Annotated in this window: 17 protein-coding genes, 1 tRNA gene and 1 pseudogene; 12 read left to right on the forward strand and 7 right to left on the reverse strand. The window is 61.5% G+C overall.

Features of this window, described 5'->3' with window-relative positions:
- Positions 1 to 18 precede the first annotated feature (18 nt).
- Positions 19 to 1,047 (reverse strand): porin, encoded by a 1,029-nt coding sequence (locus C8J33_RS07340; protein ID WP_110799723.1) that lies wholly within the window; start codon positions 1,045 to 1,047, stop codon positions 19 to 21.
- Between the two features lie 606 nt (positions 1,048 to 1,653).
- On the opposite strand from C8J33_RS07340, the gene C8J33_RS07345 reads away from it, so the two are divergent.
- The gene (locus C8J33_RS07345; RefSeq protein ID WP_110799724.1) at positions 1,654 to 2,667 is read left to right on the forward strand and encodes a porin; all 1,014 of its coding nucleotides are present in this window, start codon (positions 1,654 to 1,656) and stop codon (positions 2,665 to 2,667) included.
- A 350-nt stretch (positions 2,668 to 3,017) separates the two neighbouring features.
- Positions 3,018 to 4,001, forward strand: coding sequence for a tyrosine-type recombinase/integrase (locus C8J33_RS07350; protein ID WP_422038074.1), 984 nt, complete (start codon positions 3,018 to 3,020; stop codon positions 3,999 to 4,001).
- A gap of 150 nt (positions 4,002 to 4,151) precedes the next feature.
- On the opposite strand, the gene C8J33_RS07355 is transcribed toward C8J33_RS07350, so the two are convergent.
- The 3 genes and pseudogenes from C8J33_RS07355 to C8J33_RS07365 all read right to left on the reverse strand — a co-directional run bounded on the left by C8J33_RS07355 (position 4,152) and on the right by C8J33_RS07365 (position 6,394).
- Positions 4,152 to 4,973, reverse strand: a complete 822-nt coding sequence (locus C8J33_RS07355) for a transglutaminase-like domain-containing protein (protein ID WP_110799726.1) — start codon at positions 4,971 to 4,973, stop codon at positions 4,152 to 4,154.
- 175 nt (positions 4,974 to 5,148) lie between these two features.
- Positions 5,149 to 6,015: pseudogene (locus C8J33_RS07360) on the reverse strand (transglutaminase family protein); the annotation flags it as partial.
- A gap of 136 nt (positions 6,016 to 6,151) precedes the next feature.
- A complete protein-coding gene (locus tag C8J33_RS07365) occupies positions 6,152 to 6,394 on the reverse strand; it encodes a hypothetical protein (RefSeq protein WP_132446708.1) in 243 nt (80 codons plus the stop codon).
- A 208-nt stretch (positions 6,395 to 6,602) separates the two neighbouring features.
- On the opposite strand from C8J33_RS07365, the gene C8J33_RS07370 reads away from it, so the two are divergent.
- From C8J33_RS07370 to C8J33_RS07400, 7 genes are all read left to right on the forward strand, one after another.
- Entirely contained in the window at positions 6,603 to 7,781 is a 1,179-nt protein-coding gene (locus C8J33_RS07370) for a M20 metallopeptidase family protein (RefSeq protein ID WP_245507078.1), read from the forward strand.
- 170 nt (positions 7,782 to 7,951) lie between these two features.
- Positions 7,952 to 9,535: an ABC transporter substrate-binding protein gene (locus tag C8J33_RS07375; RefSeq protein ID WP_132663587.1), complete on the forward strand. Its 1,584-nt coding sequence runs from the start codon at positions 7,952 to 7,954 to the stop codon at positions 9,533 to 9,535.
- Positions 9,536 to 9,742: 207 nt separating this feature from the next.
- Positions 9,743 to 10,729, forward strand: a complete 987-nt coding sequence (locus tag C8J33_RS07380) for an ABC transporter permease (RefSeq protein WP_132664486.1) — start codon at positions 9,743 to 9,745, stop codon at positions 10,727 to 10,729.
- Complete coding sequence (locus tag C8J33_RS07385; protein WP_132663588.1) at positions 10,726 to 11,556, forward strand: ABC transporter permease; 831 nt, start codon at positions 10,726 to 10,728, stop codon at positions 11,554 to 11,556. Before C8J33_RS07380 ends, C8J33_RS07385 begins: the two co-directional genes overlap by 4 nt.
- Positions 11,549 to 13,159 carry an ABC transporter ATP-binding protein gene (locus C8J33_RS07390; RefSeq protein ID WP_132663589.1) on the forward strand — a complete coding sequence of 537 codons (1,611 nt, stop codon included), beginning with the start codon at positions 11,549 to 11,551 and terminating at the stop codon, positions 13,157 to 13,159. The genes C8J33_RS07385 and C8J33_RS07390 overlap by 8 nt, the downstream gene beginning before the upstream one ends.
- Positions 13,160 to 13,188: 29 nt before the next feature.
- Positions 13,189 to 14,103 (forward strand): homocysteine S-methyltransferase family protein, encoded by a 915-nt coding sequence (locus tag C8J33_RS07395; protein ID WP_132663590.1) that lies wholly within the window; start codon positions 13,189 to 13,191, stop codon positions 14,101 to 14,103.
- 28 nt (positions 14,104 to 14,131) lie between these two features.
- A complete protein-coding gene (locus C8J33_RS07400) occupies positions 14,132 to 14,551 on the forward strand; it encodes an HNH endonuclease (protein WP_245507079.1) in 420 nt (139 codons plus the stop codon).
- Positions 14,552 to 14,810: 259 nt separating this feature from the next.
- Here C8J33_RS07400 and C8J33_RS07405 read toward each other — a convergent pair.
- Positions 14,811 to 14,900: transfer RNA gene (locus C8J33_RS07405), tRNA-Ser, on the reverse strand.
- A 188-nt stretch (positions 14,901 to 15,088) separates the two neighbouring features.
- The gene (locus tag C8J33_RS07410; protein WP_110799736.1) at positions 15,089 to 15,442 is read right to left on the reverse strand and encodes a hypothetical protein; all 354 of its coding nucleotides are present in this window, start codon (positions 15,440 to 15,442) and stop codon (positions 15,089 to 15,091) included.
- 281 nt (positions 15,443 to 15,723) lie between these two features.
- Here C8J33_RS07410 and C8J33_RS07415 point away from each other — a divergent pair, with 281 nt between their 5' ends.
- The 3 genes from C8J33_RS07415 (at position 15,724) to C8J33_RS07425 (ending at position 17,853) form a co-directional block, all read left to right on the forward strand.
- Positions 15,724 to 16,089: a PilZ domain-containing protein gene (locus C8J33_RS07415; RefSeq protein ID WP_132663591.1), complete on the forward strand. Its 366-nt coding sequence runs from the start codon at positions 15,724 to 15,726 to the stop codon at positions 16,087 to 16,089.
- Positions 16,090 to 16,197: 108 nt separating this feature from the next.
- Positions 16,198 to 16,611, forward strand: a complete 414-nt coding sequence (locus tag C8J33_RS07420; RefSeq protein WP_132663592.1) for a DUF2177 family protein — start codon at positions 16,198 to 16,200, stop codon at positions 16,609 to 16,611.
- Between the two features lie 117 nt (positions 16,612 to 16,728).
- Positions 16,729 to 17,853 carry a pyridoxal phosphate-dependent aminotransferase gene (locus tag C8J33_RS07425; RefSeq protein WP_132663593.1) on the forward strand — a complete coding sequence of 375 codons (1,125 nt, stop codon included), beginning with the start codon at positions 16,729 to 16,731 and terminating at the stop codon, positions 17,851 to 17,853.
- A gap of 83 nt (positions 17,854 to 17,936) precedes the next feature.
- Here C8J33_RS07425 and C8J33_RS07430 read toward each other — a convergent pair whose 3' ends face one another.
- Positions 17,937 to 18,458, reverse strand: coding sequence for a DUF992 domain-containing protein (locus tag C8J33_RS07430; protein ID WP_110732701.1), 522 nt, complete (start codon positions 18,456 to 18,458; stop codon positions 17,937 to 17,939).
- Positions 18,459 to 18,571 lie beyond the last annotated feature (113 nt).

The following is an 18,571-nucleotide window of genomic DNA, read 5'->3' on the forward strand; positions in this document are numbered from 1 at the left end:
CCGTGAGGTCAAATGATATTAGAAGTCGCGCTGAAGGCGAACGAAGCCAGTCCACTGGTCGTCGGATACGAGCGCGTCAGCTGCGTCGCCGTCGAACTTCGTGTAGTTGACGGTTGCCAGCGTGCGCAGGCCTTCCGTAACCTGGTAGCCAGCCGTCAGGCCAACCTTCCAAGCGTCGAGGTCGTTGTTAAACTGGCTGCCCGTACGGACGTTGCCGAAGTACTGAGCGGCCGGGGTGATCGTCAGCTTGTCGGTTGCCTTTACAGCGTATTCAGCTGCAACGGTCCATTCAGCGCGGTCGTAGTAGTAGTTCGGGTTCGTGGCGTACTGGCCAGCGATGCCGAACGTGCCCGGGCCGATTTCAGCCGTAGCAAGCAGGCGGAACGCAGCTTCTTCGACGTCGACGTCGTAGGAAGCGAGACCGTAGACGTTGAAGCCGCCGATCGTTGCGCCGAGCTTACCGGTTACGCCAACGTCGTTGTTGCTGTCGCGGTCGGTGAAGTAGGTGTTCTCGATTTCTTCAACCGATACGCTGGCGACGAAAGAGCCGGCGTCATAGGTGTAACGAGCCGAGTTCTGCAGAGCGCCGAACGAAGAGTCGAGCGAGTCGGTTTCGCCAGAGAGACCATCGTCCCAGTAGCTGTAGAAGTAACCGACGTCGAAACCAGCGATGTTGATCCATGCGCCGTCAAGGAATACGTCGCTTTCGGTATCAGCCTGAAGGTTGATGTAGGACGACAGCGTGCCGTATTCCGTGTCGTTCTTGGCAGCGAACGTCAGGTAGCCACGCGAGTAGCCATCATAGTCGCCACGGCCGTTTGCGCCGTAGGTATTTTCGTTGAAGCGAACTTCCGTACGAACGTAGCCGCCGATCTTGAGGCAGGTTTCCGTGCCCGGGATGTAGAAGTAGCCGGTGCCGAAAGCGTCGCAAACGCGAACGTATTCCATTGCTTCCGGTTCAGCAGCGACGATAGCGTCGGCAGCGTGTGCGCCGGATACTGCTGCGAGAGCGGCAGCGGAGCCGAGAAGAAGGCTCTTAATGTTCATTTCTGACCTCCAGTCAAAAATGAGTCAAAACTTACCAAACGTCCGGTCAGCAGGGCTTTGAGGCAGTCGGCGCCTCGTGCGGTCCTGCGGCACCATCCGCGCGGGTCGACAGTCCGGACGCCTTGCTCTCGCAATATCGGGTGTCCGAACCTCTCGACATCGATTCTCTTTAGGGAATCATGCGCAGCAACCGATTCTCAGGTCCGGTCGAATGGCACGGTGCCAGGGCACCCAGGCGGCGGATGGTGACGGCGGGGAGGCCTTGCGACCGGCGTAGCCCCCGTTTTGACACCTTAAACACCAGTTTCGCGCAAGCCTCCGCACCGCTAAGCACTTCGCAATAAACGATTTTCTTAAGCTCTCATTAAGACTTCGGAGCCCGGATGGCCATTTTGTGTCGTTTCAGCAACAGGACATGCGGAAGGGCGGGCGAAAGAAGGCGGGATAGCAAGTTGGTGATTGCGCCATCGGCCGGGTCAGGTATTTTCAAATCCAGAAGCAAGGGCGGTTGATCGCCAACTTCTGAAGTGTTGGGGATGGGGCAGGGAACGCTGTCCTTCAGCAAAATACCCAGACCCGTTTTAAACTTTTGACTGGAGGTCAGAAATGAACATTAAGAGCCTTCTTCTCGGCTCCGCTGCCGCTCTCGCAGCAGTATCCGGCGCACATGCTGCCGACGCCATCGTCGCTGCTGAACCGGAAGCACTGGAATACGTTCGCGTCTGCGACGCCTTCGGCACCGGCTACTTCTACATCCCGGGCACGGAAACCTGCCTGAAGATCGGCGGCTACGTTCGTACGCAGTTCAAGTACGACGAAGACGCCTTCGGTATTGATCCTGTTGGCCCGCGCGGCAAGACGGGCGACTGGGACGCTCAGACGAAGGGCTACCTGACCATCGAAGCCAAGAGCGACACCGAATTCGGCGCGCTGACCGGCTACATCAACCTGGAAGCCAACGACACCAAGGACACGCTGCTCGACGGCGCTTGGATCAACATCGCTGGCTTTGACGTCGGTTACTTCTACAACTGGTGGGATGACGGCATTGCCGGCGAGACCGACGAAATCGGCTCTGAAGAAACCCTTCAGAACTCGGTTCGTTACACCTACGAAGGTGGCCCGGTTGTTCTTGGCGTTGCCGTTGAAGAACTCGCAACGACCAACCTGAAGTCCAACGACGACGTCGGCGTCTCCGGCAAGCTCGGCTACACACTGGGCGGCGTCTCGGCAAACCTCATCGGTTCCTACGACTTCAACGTTGAAGAATCCGCTTTCCGCGCCATCGTTACCGCTGATATCGGCCCCGGCTCGCTTGCTGTCGCTGGCGTCTACGCCACGGACCCGAACTACTACTGGTCCAAGTCCGAATGGGCTGTTGCAGCTTCCTACGCCCTCAAGGCATCGGACAAGCTGACGATCACGCCCGGCGCGCAGTATTTCGGAGACGTCAAGTTCAACAGCAACATCGATGCCTGGAAGGTCGGCGTAACCGCTCAGTACCAGATCACGACCGGCCTGAAGACCTTGGCAACCGTCAACTACTACGACGAAAACAACGACGCTGGCCCGGATTCCGAAAAGTGGACCGGCTTCCTCCGTCTGCAGCGCGACTTCTAAGTCACGCACCCGCAACGTCGTCAGACCTTCTGATGTGAAGGTCTGACATCCAAAAAAATAAAGCCTGCAGTTCTCACGAACTGCGGGCCTTGTGGTTTTGGAATTTTGAAAATAAGTATGCTCTGTATAAGGCATATTCACTATGCTTGATCGCGTGCCTCCTGCGCCGATCGGGCTCCCGAAACATCCGAAGCGATCCCGCTTCCCTCGTTCGCAAGGTCTGCATCGCACCCCGATGCCGTCACTGCCGGACTGCGTTCATCATGCTGCAGAGCCCTTCCACGGCCGAGCAGAGAGTACCTGCATAGGCACCCTCGCAGGGTGCATCATTGGAGACGGCATTCATGGATATGAACGGCAAACCCTTCGTAGCGGAGTCCTATGGCGCCGGCTCGTTTTCCGGGCTCTCCTACACGCTGCGCGCGGGGGGCGACTTCGAACGGCCGGCCACGCATACGCTCGTCACGCTTCTCGATCGTTATGGCGACACACTCTGGGAGGGCGGCAAGCACAAGGCCAATGTCGTCGCCTTCATATACGATCTCTACGATATGATGCCCGAAAAGGAATTCAGTGGCTTCTCCCAGGACATGCTCGACCGTCTGGTGAACGCGCTGCGCAAGCGTGGCAACAGCAATGCCACGATCAACCGCAAAATGTCGGCGCTGAGCAAGCTTCTGCGCAAGGCGCACAAGATCGGCGACATCAATGTCCTGCCGGATTTCACCCGTCAGAAGGAACGCGCGGGGCGCGTGCGCTTTCTGGAGCATGACGAAGAGGTGAGGCTTTTCGCGGCGATCGGTGCGCGCAACGAGCTTTATCAGCGCCTCTGCATCTTCCTGGTCGATAGCGGGGCCCGTCTTGGCGAGGCGCTCGGTCTCCGCTGGAACGACCTGCAGGGCTCCATGGCCACCTTCTGGATCACCAAATCCGGGCGCAGCCGCTCCGTACCCCTGACGACGCGGGCGCGCAAAGCCATTGGCCATGCCACGGCGCGCGGTCTCGGGCCGTTCTCGAGCATCGACCAGCAGCAGTTCCGCACGGTGTGGAAGGCGGCGAAGCAGGATGCCGGTTTTCTCGACGATCCGGATCTCGTGCCGCATGTGCTGCGCCACACCTGTGCCTCACGGCTCGTGCGCGGCGGCATCGATATCCGCCGCGTCCAGATGTGGCTCGGCCACCAGACGCTGCAGATGACAATGCGTTACGCCCACCTCGCCTCTCACGACCTCGATCTCTGCGTACCCGTCTTAGAGCGCGCCAGCCAAAAAGCCTCCATGTCCGCAAGGACAAACCGGGTGCCGCAACAGGCGCAGTCGGAACAGGCATGCTAAATTAGCGCCGACTTTCTCGAGAGAAAGCGAGCGCAGTGCGTGGAGAAGAGGCTTCTCCACGCCTGTCCATTTGCCCCTCAACCAAGGAACGTTAAGTCCCTCACCCTGCCCTATGCAACGATAGGCAGCAGAAGGCTTTCGCATGAAGCCCTATGAGGCTGAATCATGCGGAATTTCATCCGTCACCACGTCAAAGCGCACGAGCGCGGCGGGTCCGAAGGCTGTGGAGAGCGCGACGTCCGTCGCATCGCGTCCGGTTGCCATGAGGATGCGGCCGATGCGAGGCTTGTTGTGGCGGGCGTCGGCCGTGTGCCAGTGCCCGCCGAGATAGACCTCGAACCAGGCGCTGAAATCCATGGGATTGACGTCAACCGGCACACCAATGTCGCCGAGATAACCCGTGCAGTAGCGAGCAGGGATATTCATGGCGCGGCAGAGGGTAATGGCGAGATGCGCGAAGTCTCGGCAAACGCCGGTCTGATCGGTGAACCCGCCAAATGCCGAGCGCGTCGCATCCGCCCGCTGATAATCGAACCGGATGCGGTTGTGGGTGAATTCCATGATCGCTGCCACGCGAGGCCAGCCCGGAGGGACGTGGGAGAAGGTCTGCCAGGCAAAAGTCGCGAGGCGGTCGGTGTCGCAATAGCGGCTGCCGAGCAGGAAGACGAGCACGTCGTCGGGCAGATCCTTGATCGAATGCTGCACGGCATCATACGGGATGATATCGGGCTGGCCGCTGTCGTAGATCTCGAACGTGGTCGAGAGCGTCGTGATGCCGGCCGGCGCGACGATCCGGCTGCAGCTGTTGCCGAAGCCATCCACATATTCCCAGGCCTCGATCGGCCGGTCGAACTGCAAAACCTGTTCCGTCAGCAGATCCACGCGCCTGGAAGGATGAATATTAAGCACCAGCAACATGGCGGTGTCCTGTTGGCATTCATAGCTGATGTGGAAACCGGCTTTGATCTTCAAATGCTCTATCCTTCGTTGGGAGGTGACGGGAGGGTCATGCTGGACAGGAAATGGTTTAGGATGCCGATTGTTTCGCGCGCTCGCGTTCCGGTGTCTCGATCTCTGCGGTTTGTGGAACGCCGGCCTGCGCGTGGGGCTCGCTGGCGGATGTGTCGCCGGCCGTCGTCGGCGCCTCGCTTACCACATTGACCTGTACGGTCATGCTGTCGAAGTCGCCTTTCTTGCCGTCATAGCTTCCCGAAAGCGGCACCGCCTGCCGGGGCGTGCGGGCCACGCCGACGCGGATCAGATCGCGGTTGCCGACGATGCCGTTGGTCGGGTCGAATTCCACCCACCCTGCCCCCGGCAGGTAGACCTGACACCACGCATGGGTCGATCCGCCGCCCAGCGTGCGCTGCCCATCCCGGCTCGGCACGTAGATATAGCCGGTGACAAATCGTGCCGCGAGGCCGAGCGAGCGGGCGGCTTCCATCATCAACAGTGCGAAATCGCGGCAGGTCCCTTTGCGAAGACGCAGTGTTTCCAAAGGCTGCTGGGTGCCGTGCTCCTGTCGGCGAGCGTAAACGAAGCCCTCGCGAATCGCATAGCATAGGGTCATCAACAAATGTCCGGTCTCCGTCGGCCGGCCGACCCGCACGAACTGGCGCGCCCATTTGCCGACCTGGTCTTCGGGATCGGGACAATGTCGTTTCATCGTCCGTTCGAGGTCGAAGGCCTCTTCCGGATCGTAGGAGAACGGATAGGTTCGCGCCTCCTCGTCGATCACGAAATCGATCGGCACATGCGGCGTGTGTTCGAGCCTGATCAGCGTCTCGAACGTCAGTTCCCGCGCCGGCTTTTCAAAGCCGACCAAGGCCACGCAGTTGCCGAATACATCATGGATCCAGCGAACATAGCTCGGCTCCGGAGACACATGCAGGGACGCTTCCAGAAGCGTCTGATCGAAACTGTCGCGCGGTCGAAACATCAGCCGGTGCTCGCCGAAGGCAACCGGCCGCTTGTATCGATAGGACGTCTTGTGGTGAACCGAGAAGAGAACCATTAGCCGACGTTAGCACCTCGCCTGCCGTTCGTCGCCGGGAAAGCTTGCAAAAATTGGGATTTTGCAGGCTCACCGAGCCATTCGATCGGCCTCGCAGCGTCCATATGAACCGCGTAAAAGAACGCCCCGATCGCGATTATTGATCAAAAAAACGCATCCAGGGGTTGTCCAACGTCTTCAGCCTGTCGCCCAGTGCAGAGACTTTGCGACGGATCACGACCTCATATTCGCCAGCCGGCATTCCATCATAAACGACATCCGGAACGATGATCGTGACGCTGCCATATTTCCGGCTCTTGCGATGCCGCGTCGCGACGCGATCGACAAGCTCTATCGCACCGGCCTCGATGGCATCCGGGAGAAGACGGGGCTGTTTCATCACGATCATCCTTTCGCCCCATATGTGGCGCCAGCCGGGCAAACGATCAAGGGGTGGCATTCGGCTCGCCGCTGTCAGAACCAGACTTCGACGGCTGGCGAATGCGGGAAAATCGCGAGGCCGAAGAGCAATGCGCCATGCTGGACGTATCGGCACTGGCCGCATAACGTGAACCCATCCGCCTCAAACAAGAGACCTTGATATCGACATGCTTCGGAATGATCTCAACAGCTTCATCGACACCGTTTCCCGCGATCGAGAGGCACAGCTTGTCGCCATCCGCCGCGATCTGCACATGCATCCCGAAGTCGGCTTCAATGTCGAGAGAACGGCAGCCGTTGTGGCGCGGGAACTGTCTGGGCTTGGGATCGAGCATGTGACGGGCGTCGGGCGAACCGGCGTGGTCGGTTCCATCAAGGGGGGAGCGCCCGGCCCTACCCTCCTGATTCGCGCCGACATGGACGCCCTGCCGATCCGGGAGCAAACCGGGCTGCCCTTTGCCAGCGCTGTCGATGGGCGGATGCATGCCTGCGGACATGATCTTCACACCGCGACGCTGATCGGGATCGGCGCCGTCCTCAAGGAAATCGCGCCGCAGCTTCGCGGCAATATCAAGCTGATGTTCCAGCCTGCCGAGGAAACACAGGAGAGCGGCGCGGCGGCGATGATCGCCGATGGCGTTCTCGACGATGTCGATTTCGCGCTCGGCTTTCACAATCATCCCGATGAGCCGGTCGGGACCTTCAGCTTCGTCGAAGGCATCGCGAACGGTTCGTCCGACGAGTTCGACATCACCCTTCACGCAGCCTCTGGCCACGCCGCGCGGCCACATCTGGCCATCGACCCCGTCGTTGCCACCGCGCAACTGATCACGCAGCTCCAGACGATCATCTCGCGCGAAGTCGATCCCATGCAGCCGGCCGTGCTCACCATCGGCTCCATCCATGGCGGCGATACCCACAACATCATTCCTGACAGCGTGGCCATCATGGGAACCGTGCGTTGCCAGGATCCGGCATCCCGCGATGTCATCGAAGCTGCGATCCGGCGTGTCTGTGCGGGTCTGGAAGCGTCGATGCGGGTGCGTTGCGCGATCAATTTCGTGCGCGGCGTTCCGTCTCTCGTCTCCGACGACCGTCTCTTGAAGCTGACGATGTCGGCCATTCGCGATCATTTCGGCGATGTCGTCCATGCCCGTGCTTCAAACCTCGGCGCAGAAGATTTCGCACTGGTCGGAGCGCGGGTGCCGGCGTTCCAGCTGGGCGTGGGTGCCGGACAGAACGGGCGAAACGATCAGCTTCACAATTCGGATTACCAGCCCGACGAAGGCTGCATCGTCAACGGGGTCGTCGCGCTCTCGCTTGCAGCGGCCCGGCTGCTGTCGTGAGGCAAGAGTTCACGGTGTCGGACAGGGGCCGATCTGCATTTTCTTCTCTTTCAGAGAGCAAGTTTAGAACGATATTGCGGGATTGTGGCTTTCGATACAGCTAAGTAGCTCTGAACGCCGTGGGCTCCCGCTTTCGGCCATGAAACGCATTTTCCCAGAACGGATTACCGATGCCGGACCACACGACACCTTCCAGCTTCCTGCAGCCCACGCGTCGCCGGCTCCTGCAAAATGCGGGGCTGTTGTCCGCAACGCTCTCGGCCGGTGGCTTGCTTCTTCCCGGTGCAGCGCGCGCGCAACAGGCGGCACCAGTCAAGGGCGGGCATCTCGTTCTCGGTCTCGATACGGCTTCGAGCTCCGACAGGCTCGACCCGGCCTTTTATACCGAAGCCTATATGTACACGGTCGGCTTCCAGCTCTTCAACACGGTGCTGGAGCTTGGGCCGGATGGAAAGCTGATCGGCGCTCTGGCCGAAAGCTGGGAAGCGGCGACGCCGGATGCCAGCACCTGGGTGTTCAAGCTGAAGAAGGGCATCCAGTTCCACAATGGCAAGGAGCTTGTGGCGCAGGACGTCGTCTACTCGCTCAATCACCACCGCGGCGAAAAGAGCAATTCGGGCGGCAAGGGCCAGCTTCTGGCCGTGACCGACATCAAGGCGACCGACACGCATGAGGTGACGGTGACGTTGAGCGCCGGCAATGCCGATTTCCCGGCGGCGCTGGTGGATTATCACATGGGCATCGGCCCGGATGGCGGCGATTTCGACAAGGGGCTCGGCACCGGCGCTTTCGTTCTCGAAGACTTCCAGCCCGGCGTTCGCGCGCTGACCAAGCGCAACCCGAACTATTGGGCATCGGACCGCGCCTTTGTCGATTCCGTCGAGACCATCGCCATGAGTGACGCGACGGCGCGCATGGCAGCACTTCTCAGCGGGCAGGTTCACATCATCAACCGCGTCGAGCCGCGCGCCTTGAGCCGCCTAAGCGCGCGCCCCGGCGTTCAAATCCTGCGGTCGCAGGAAAACACGATGTTCTGCTTCCCCATGCGGGTGGACGCGGCGCCTTACGACAATGTCGATCTGCGGCTCGCGCTGAAATATGCGATCGATCGCGAAGAGCTGCAAAAGAGCCTTCTGGTCGGCACCGGTGCCATCGGCAACGACAACCCGATCGCGTCCTGGAATCCCTATTTCGCCAAGGACATTCCCCAGCGTCCCTACGATGCCGACAAGGCCGCCTTCCACTTCAAGAAGGCCGGTTCGCCCGGTGGCATTCAGCTCAGCGTGTCCGACAACGGCTTTCCGGGGTCGGTCGATGCAGCCCAGTTGTTTCAGGCGTCTGCCGCGAAGTCCGGTATCACCATCGATGTCGAGCGCGTACCCTCCGACGGTTATTGGGACGAGGTCTGGCTCAAGAAGCCCTTCGTCGCGTCCAACTGGTCCGTTCGGCCGACAGCCGATGCCATGCTGTCGCTGATCTTGCAGTCCGACGCGCCGTGGAACGAGACGGCCTGGAAGGACGAAGCCTTCGACAAGCTGCTGGCGGCCGCCCGCGTCGAACTGGACGAGACGAAGCGCAAGCAGATCTACCACGACCTGCAGGTGAAACTGGTCGACGAAGGCGGCGAACTGATCCCCCTCTTCGTTGACAACATCGCCGCAGCTTCCGACAAGATCGGAGGTTACGTGCCGGTTCCCGGCGGCGGCGACCTCAGCGGCTATCGCATCACGGAGCGCGTCTGGCTCAACGCCTGAGCGGAAAGCGCATCTGATACGGTTTCCGGTTGATCAGACCGGAAACCGTATGACAACCCCCACCCGGAGCAAGTCCGGGTGGCTTTACGGTCGAAACGTGCATCTCCCGTTGCATCGCGCACGGGATCGCGTTAGCGCCAGTGCTTCAACTCTTGCAACACAGGCGTCTTCTCCTTGGCTGATGGAATCGAAGCAGACATCAAGGTCATGTCCGTGCTCGCGGCACCGAAGGCCAGGGGTCTCAGCCTGTGGGCGATGCTCGGCAGGCGGCTTGCGCTCGGTCTCGTGCTGCTCTGGGCGGTGTCGCTCGTCATCTTCGCCGGCACGCAGATCCTGCCGGGCGATGTCGCAACCGCCATGCTCGGCCAGCAGGCGACGCCGGAGGCGGTTGCGAGTATTCGACAGGAACTGGGTCTTGAGCAGCCGGCGGCCGTTCGCTACGTCAAGTGGCTGGGCGGCGCCGTCACCGGCGATTTCGGCCGCAGCTACAGCAACCGGCAGGATATCGCCAAAAGCATTGCACCGCGCCTGAAGAATACGCTGTTGCTGGCGGCGATGGCCGCCGTGATCGCCGTGCCTCTGTCCATCGGTCTTGGCATTCTGTCCGCCCTTCACGCGGGAAGCTGGATCGATCGCACCATAGGCCTCGTGACGCTCAGCGCCGTTTCGCTTCCGGAGTTCTTCGCGGGCTACCTGTTGATCGCCTACTTCTCGGTGACGCATTTCTGGCTGCCGAGCAGCGCCACCGTTTCGGACAGCATGTCGCTGGGGCAACGGCTTATCGTGACGCTGCTCCCGTGCCTCACACTGGTTCTGGCCGTGGTCGGCCACATGATGCGGATGACGCGCGTGGCGCTCCTCAACGTCATGGCCTCACCCTATATCGAAACGGCGCTCTTGAAGGGGCTGCCCTGGTCGCGCATCGTGTGGAAGCACGCGCTGCCCAATGCCGTGTCGCCCATCGTCAACGTCGTCGCGCTCAATCTCGCCTACCTCGTCGTCGGCGTCGTCGTGGTCGAGGTGATCTTCGTCTATCCCGGCATGGGACAGTACCTCGTCGATCACGTGGCAAAGCGCGACGTGCCCGTTGTGCAGGCCGCTGGCCTCGTCTTTGCTGCGATCTACATTCTTCTCAACATCGTCGCGGATATGATCGCCGTCATCGCCAATCCGCGGCTGAGGCATCCGCGATGAGCCGGCTGCCTCCCCTGACGCCCATGGCGGTCATCGGCCTTCTCGGCACTGCCGCCTTCGTCCTGCTCGCAGCCTTCGCGCCGTGGTTGGCGCCGCATCCCGTGTCCGCCGTGGTGGGCGGCGTCTGGGACCCGCCGTCGGCCAATGCGCTGCTCGGCACGGACAATATCGGCCGCGATCTCTTCTCCCGCCTCGTCTGGGGCGCGCGAGTCACGTTCGCCATTGCCGCCCTCTCGACCGCCATCGCATTTCTTCTCGGGGTTGTCCTCGGCTTTTACGCCGCCGTTCGCGGCGGGTGGATCGATCAGGTCCTTTCGCGCCTCAACGACCTCATGATGGCCATACCGACGCTGATCTTTGCGCTGGTCGTGCTCGCGGTGCTGCCGAAGACCATGGTGGTGCTGGTTCTCGTCATGGCGACGCTCGAAGCCACGCGCGTCTTCCGCGTCAGCCGCGCTATCGCAGCGGATCTCGTCGTGCTGGATTACGTCGAGGTCGCACGGTTGCGCGGCGAGAGCTGGCGCTGGGTGATCCTGCGCGAAATCCTGCCGAATGCGCTTTCGCCGCTGCTCGCCGAACTCGGCCTTCGCTTCGCCTTCGCCATCCTGTTCCTCTCGACGCTGTCGTTCCTCGGCCTCGGCGTGCAGCCGCCCATTGCCGACTGGGGCAGCCTCGTGAAGGAAAACAAGGACGGGCTGCTGTTCGGCGTCTTTGCCGCGCTCATTCCAGGCGCCGCCATCGCTGTTCTGGTGATCTGCATCAACCTCGTCGTCGACTGGATGCTCCAGAAGACGACCAGCCTGAAGGGGACCCGCCGCAATGGCTGAGCTCCTGCTGAACGTCACCGACCTCGAAATCAAGGCCGGCACGACTGTCATCGTCGACAAGGTGTCGTTCACGCTCGAAAAGGGTCGCGTGCTCGGCCTGATCGGCGAGTCCGGTGCCGGCAAGTCTACCATCGGGCTCGCCTCCCTCGGCCATGCGCGGCAGGGCCTGCGGATCACCGGCGGCCGTGCCGAACTGAACGGCCGCGACATTCTGAAGCCGGCGCGACGGGATGCCCGGCTTCTGCGGGGCGCCTCCGTCACCTATGTCGCACAATCGGCAGCGGCGGCCTTCAACCCGGCACATCGGCTGATCGACCAGGTGATCGAAGCGACGCTCTGGCACCGATTGATGCCGCGCGCAGAGGCAAAAGAACGCGCCAAAGCTCTCTTTGCGCTGCTGGGATTGCCGGACCCGGCACATTTCGGCGACCGCTATCCGCATCAGGCCTCCGGCGGGCAGCTGCAGCGCGCCATGACCGCCATGGCGCTCTGCCCGAACCCGGAACTGATCGTCTTCGACGAGCCGACGACGGCGCTCGACGTGACAACGCAGATCGACGTTCTCGCGGCCATCAAGCATGCCATTTCGAAAACCGGCACCGCCGCCCTCTACATCTCACACGATCTGGCCGTCGTCGCGCAGGTCGCCGACGAGATCCTCGTGCTGCGTAACGGCCGGATGGTCGAGCGCGGTCCCGTCGAGCAGATCTTTCGTGCACCTGAGGAAGACTACACAAAGCGCCTCGTTTCGCTGAGCCGGAGCGACAAGCCGTCGCAGGCTCGCGGCGGCGATGTCCTTCTCCGGGTCTCCGGCATAAAGGCGGGATATGCTAGGGGCGTCTCCATTCTCGACGATGTCAGCATCGACCTCATGCGTGGCGAAACGCTGGCCGTGGTCGGCGAGTCCGGATCGGGGAAATCGACGCTCGCGCGCGTGATCACGGGGCTTCTTCCCGCATGGTCGGGACAGTTGCAGTTCGACGGCGCGGTACTGGCGCCGGCGCTTGCCGCACGGAATGCCGAGACCCACCGCAACATCCAGATCGTCAACCAGATTCCCGACCTCGCGCTCAATCCGCGCCAGACGGTCGAGGCGATCCTGTCGCGGCCCCTTGCCTTCTATTTCGGGCTGAAGGGTCCGGCTTTACGACAGCGCGTCGCAACGCTGCTCGACCAGATCGAGCTGCCGTCCACCTTCCGCGACCGATATCCTGCCGAGCTTTCCGGCGGCCAGAAGCAGCGCGTCTGTATCGCACGCGCGCTGGCGGCCGACCCGAAGCTCATCATCTGCGACGAGCCGACATCGGCGCTCGATCCGCTGGTGGCAGACGGCATCCTCGACCTGCTGATGCGCTTGCAAAGGGAGGCCGGAACCTCCTATCTGTTCATAACGCATGATCTTGCGATCGTGCGGTCCATCGCCGACAGCGTCGTTGTGATGCTCGGCGGCAAGGTGGTGCGCAGCGGTGGGAAAGCCGATGTGCTCGCACCGCCATTCGATCCCTATACGGAAAGGCTGATCGCATCGGTCCCCGAAATGCGCCCCGGCTGGCTCGATGATGCCATCGCGGGACGCAACCGATCCGAAATGCCCAAACCGTGACGCGGGACGTGAAGCAAAGGAATGATCGCATGACGAAGCAAGGGCTGATTCTGGACGGTGGTACGGGCCGCGAACTCGAGCGCATCGGCGCGCCCTTCCGGCAGCCGGAATGGTCCGCGCTCGCGCTGATGGAAGCGCCGGAATATGTGCGGACGGTGCACGACAACTACATTGCGGCCGGTGCCGACGTCATCACCACCAACAGCTATGCCGTGGTCCCCTTCCATATCGGCGACGCGCGTTTCGAAGCGGATGGTGCCATGCTGGCTGCCCGTGCCGGCCGTCTCGCGCGCGACGCTGCAGACGCCAGCCGTGATCGCAAGATCCTCGTTGCCGGCTCCCTTCCGCCCGTTTTCGGCTCCTACCAGCCTGACCTTTTCAACCCCGCCCTTGCCGGCCGCTACCTCGACGTGCTCGTGGAGGGCATGGCGCCGTCGGTCGATCTGTGGCTCGCCGAAACGCAGAGCAGCCTTGCCGAAGCCCGCGCCGCGCATCAGGCGACGAAGGAGACAGGCAAGCCGCTCTGGCTGTCGTTCACGCTGCGTGACGATATCCCGGTCTCGCAGATGCCCGAGCCGCTTCTCCGCTCCAACGAAACGGTCAAGGCCGCAGCCGAACTGGCGGCGTCCCTCGGTGCGGAGGCGATGCTGTTCAATTGCAGCATGCCAGAGGTCATGGAGGCCGCCATCGCAGCGGCCCGCTCGACGTTCGAAGGCCTGGGCGTCGATATCCAGGTCGGCGTCTACGCCAACGCGTTCCCCTCCCAGCAGGACGACGAGGAGGCCAACGCCACGCTGACCGAGGTTCGCGAGGATCTCGGGCCCGCCGCTTACGGCGAATGGGCAAAGCGGTGGGCGGCATCCGGTGCCAGCATCATCGGCGGCTGCTGCGGAATCGGAGCGGACCATATCCACAGACTGTCGACGGATTACCGCTGCTTTTAATGTCCTTCAGGCTCCGTAGCAGGAGCGAATGCGTTCGTTCCTGCTGACATTTTTCCGACACAGCCAACGCCCGGAAAGCGATCCAAGACCAATGGCCCGTAAGAACAGAGATGACGTATCTGCATGGGACATTGAGGCCTTGCCGCCCGTGCTGTGTCCGATCTGTGAGCGAATCATCCCCGATGATCAAACGGACGCGCATCATCTCGTCCCGAAGAGCAAAGGCGGCAAGAAAACCGTTGTCCTGCACCGGATCTGCCACGATCAGATACATGCGACCTTCACGGATTCGCAACTCGCGAAGACGTTCTCAACGATCGACGCCATCCTCGGGGACCCTGCCATGCAGAAATTCGTCGCATGGATCAAAGGCAAGCACCCGGGTTTTTCCGATACGGCCAAGCCATCCCGGCAAGCAGCCGGTTCCGGTCGAGGGCGCAAATCGTAACAACGTGGGCCTCAGAAGAATCAGCGGACGACCGAATCAGTCGGCTGGTTCTAGCACGGGAAGGCAGGCCGACCAGCAGATCGGCTATGACGTCCGCTATGCGGCAGCGAGCACGTGCGCCAAGCTCTGGACGCCGAACAACCGATACGCGTTGATCGGCTTGTCACTTAAAAGATTGACCGATAATCGGCTCAAGGTTTTTCGGGATTCGGCACTGGAGCCGACACTTCGAAAAAGACAATGAAATGAATGAAAATAATGGCGGAGAAGATGGGATTCGAACCCACGATACCCTTCCGGGTATACTCCCTTAGCAGGGGAGCGCCTTCGACCACTCGGCCACCTCTCCGTCGAGGCCCCTGATAGGATCAATCCTCGTGGGGATCAAGGGCTATTTGGTCTTTCCTGCAATGATATCGCTGATCGGCGGTAAAGATGAGATGGTTTGAGGACGAGTGAGAGACGCGCGAGCGCGCAGCTCTCGTTATTGCGGCCTGTGCCAGTTGCGCCTCTCCTCGGAGAAGCGCGAACGGCCTGTCAGGGCTCTAGCCGGCGGCCTTCGGCGTATCCGCTTTCCTTGAAGTGCGCCTTGGCGCGTGCTTCCGGAGAGGGATCTTCGCGAAAATGCGCGAGGTCGGCATTGGCCTTGACGTAATCGTCCCACTTGAAGCCGTTGAAGCCGGGAAAGCGGCGCTCCATGTTGCCGCGTTCCTGAAAATGCGAAAACCCGGAGGGGAAGTCGCCTCTCTGGACGGCCTGGCGGACGTCGGGATTGGCGCGGATATAGTCGGCCTCGTTGAAAAGGAGAAAGCCGTTCAGCAAATTCTGCAGGTCGCCCGTCGAAAGCTTGTCGCCCGAGGTCACTTCGTTCTTAAAGAGAAATTTTTTCATCGGTCCTACCTGAAGGACGGCGCCGGAAAGCACCGTGCCCCTGTTGAAAACATCTCCTCCTGCGAATTTTTCTAACGGAGAAACCCGAATAATGGAACCTCCAACTTACATATCAGTATCTTGTTAAAGACGGAACGAAGCGGCACTGACGGAATCGCTGGGGCAAATGACCGCTTCGAAAGCGCGCGTTCCCGCAACCAAAAAGCAAGCTCGAAACAAGCTTCATGGCCTAAGGCTTGGCGGAACCAGCGACCGAGCGACCCCTTTTCCGGAGCAATCCCATGTCCATGATCATGCACAGGGCGGAGGCCCGTCCGGGGCAGACGAGTGCAACCTACAAGCACTTTTTCGTCGAACGGCCGTGCCGCATCCTCGTCGTCGGCCAGCATCTGAAGCCAAAGACGAAATATAATGGCCTGCTGCGCCATATCTCGATTGGCGGCGCGATGATCGACTTCAATCCCGCCGTATCCCTGCCCCAGCATTTCTTCGTGGAGATCGTCGGCTTTCCCGAAGAGATCGGCAGCACCGTCGTTCACCGGGCAGGCTCGGAACTCGGCGTTCGCTTCAACATGCAGCTGTCGCAAGACGTCATTCGGCAGCTGATCCGCATGGATTTCGCGCAAAACAGCATCGCCAGCCGTTAAAACACGACTCACCGGTCCCATCCCCACCTTGGTGCCCTATCAATGACGCAGCATTCGGTAATCCGGTGCTGCCCGGCCTTCGTAGACGTGCGAAACAGGAGCGCGACGATGAAGACCTATCTGATTGCCTATGCCGGTACCCTTCTCTCCTTCCTCGTCGTCGATGCCGTGTGGCTAGGTCTGGTGGCGCGGACATTCTATCGCGACCAGCTCGGCGACTTGATGTCGCCGCAGCCGAATCTGACCGTCGCTGCCGTTTTCTACCTGTTCTTCGCCGCCGCCATCGTCATTCTCGCCGTTCTCCCGGGCCTGCGCGCGGGATCGATGATGACCACCATCGGCTATGGCGCCGTGCTGGGTCTCGCAGCCTATGGCACTTACGATATCACCAACCTCTCGACCTTGAGAAACTGGCCCACGATGCTGAGCGTGGTGGACATGATCTGGGGCACCTTCCTCACCGCGCTCGGCGCTGCGTGTGGTCTCATGGCTGTGCGTTGGCTGGGTAATGCTGCCGCTTGATCCTGGTCCGATCGCGGATGAGGAGATGTGTGATTAGCGGTTGATCACGGCGTCGGGCCGTTTCCGGCGCCGTGGTTTCTGCTAGGGTGGCTGACCTTCGTTATCATCGGACCCATCATGTCAGCCTTTGCCCGTTTTACGCCTCTTGCCCGTTCCCTGCCCGCGACCGTGCCCTTCGTCGGGCCGGAAGCCATCGAGCGCCAGCGGCATGCGCGATTGACGGCGCGGATCGGGGCGAATGAAAGCGGCTTCGGGCCGGCGCCGAGCGTGATCGAGGCCATGACGGCGGCCCTCACCAGTGTCTGGAAATATAACGATCCCGAAAATTTCGATCTGAAGCAGGCGCTTGCCGATCATCTCGGTGTGCGGCCGGACAATCTGGCGATCGGCGAAGGGATCGATGGGCTGCTCGGCCAGATCGTGCGGCTGGTCATCGAGCCCGGCATGCCAGTGGTGACGTCGCTCGGCGGTTATCCCACGTTCAATTTCCACGTTGCAGGCCACGGGGGCCGGCTGGTGACCATGCCCTACGATGGCAACGACCGGGAAAATCTCGAAGGCCTGCTGGAAGCCGTCCGGCGCGAGGATGCGCCGCTCGTCTACCTCGCCAATCCCGATAATCCCATGGGCAGCTGGTGGGATGCCGGGAGCATCGTGCAGTTTGCACTGGCTTTGCCGGAAACGACGTTGCTGGTGCTGGACGAGGCCTATGGCGAAACGGCGCCGGCGGGCACGCTGCCGGACCTCGCCGCCCTCATTGATCGGCCGAACATTATCCGGACGCGGACCTTCTCGAAGGCGTACGGCCTTGCCGGGGCGCGGGTCGGCTATGCAATCTCCACGCCGGGAACGGCGGCCGCCTTCGACAAGATCCGCAACCATTTCGGGATGAACCGGATCGGCACGGCAGCGGCTGAAGCAGCGTTGAACGATCAGGCCTATCTGCAGACCGTCATCGCGCGCATTGCCGCCTCCCGCGCAACGATCGCGGACATTGCCAGCCGAGCGGGCCTGAAGGCTCTGCCGTCGGCCACGAATTTCGTGACCATCGACTGCGGTCGGGATGCAGCCTTCGCGCGTGCCATTGTGGATGGGCTGATGGATGAGGCCGGTGTGTTCATCCGTATGCCGGGTGCGGCACCCCTCAACCGCTGCATCCGGGTGAGTGCCGGACCCGAGGCGGAAATGGACGCTTTTGCGGGCGCTCTGCCGCGTGTCCTCGACCGGCTTTCCAAGGCCTGAGGCGACACATCATTGGTCACCGGAAACGAAAAGAGCGCGCGGCCTGAGGCCACGCGCTCTTTTCTATTCGACGTTGTCGGTAATCAGTTGACCGAGGTCAGCGTCATCGATGTGCCTGCGGCTGCGATGTTCAGGCCGACCTGACCCTGAAGGCTCAGGAGCTGCAGATGGATCGAGCCCGACGTACCGCCAGCGAGGACGTTGGCACCGACGCCAAGGCCGACCGTAGCTTCAGCCGATGCGCCCTGGTAAAGGCCGGCCAGCGAACCATGGTGGTAACCGGCTGTCGGCGCGAGAACGGCCCAGATCAGGCGACCTTCCGTGGTGAAGCCGAGATCGACGCCCAGCTTGCGCATGGCACCGGAGTAGTCGTCGACAGGCTCGCCGTCGATGGTCGACTTGAAGGCGCAATTGACCTCCTTGGACGAGCCGAGAATGTAACCGGCACCACCGGCGATGGTGCAATCGAGGTAACCGATCTTCACGCCGTTGCGGGCGCCGGAATCGGAATAGGATTGTGCAGGGGCGAGGTCGGCGGCCACGACCGGCAGGGTGCCGGAAGCGATGGCTGCAGCGCAGACGATGCTGGCGAGGGATTTGTTCATGATTTTCTCCTGTCAGAACGAGATACGGACATCGACCCGAGTTAGGGCGGAAATGCGTTTGGCCGTTCATAACGCGCGAGAGGCTGAAACGATCCGCTCCCGCCTGTGACCGG

The organism is Rhizobium sp. PP-CC-3G-465, assembly GCF_004343445.1.
GTDB classification, from domain to species: domain Bacteria; phylum Pseudomonadota; class Alphaproteobacteria; order Rhizobiales; family Rhizobiaceae; genus Ferranicluibacter; species Ferranicluibacter rubi.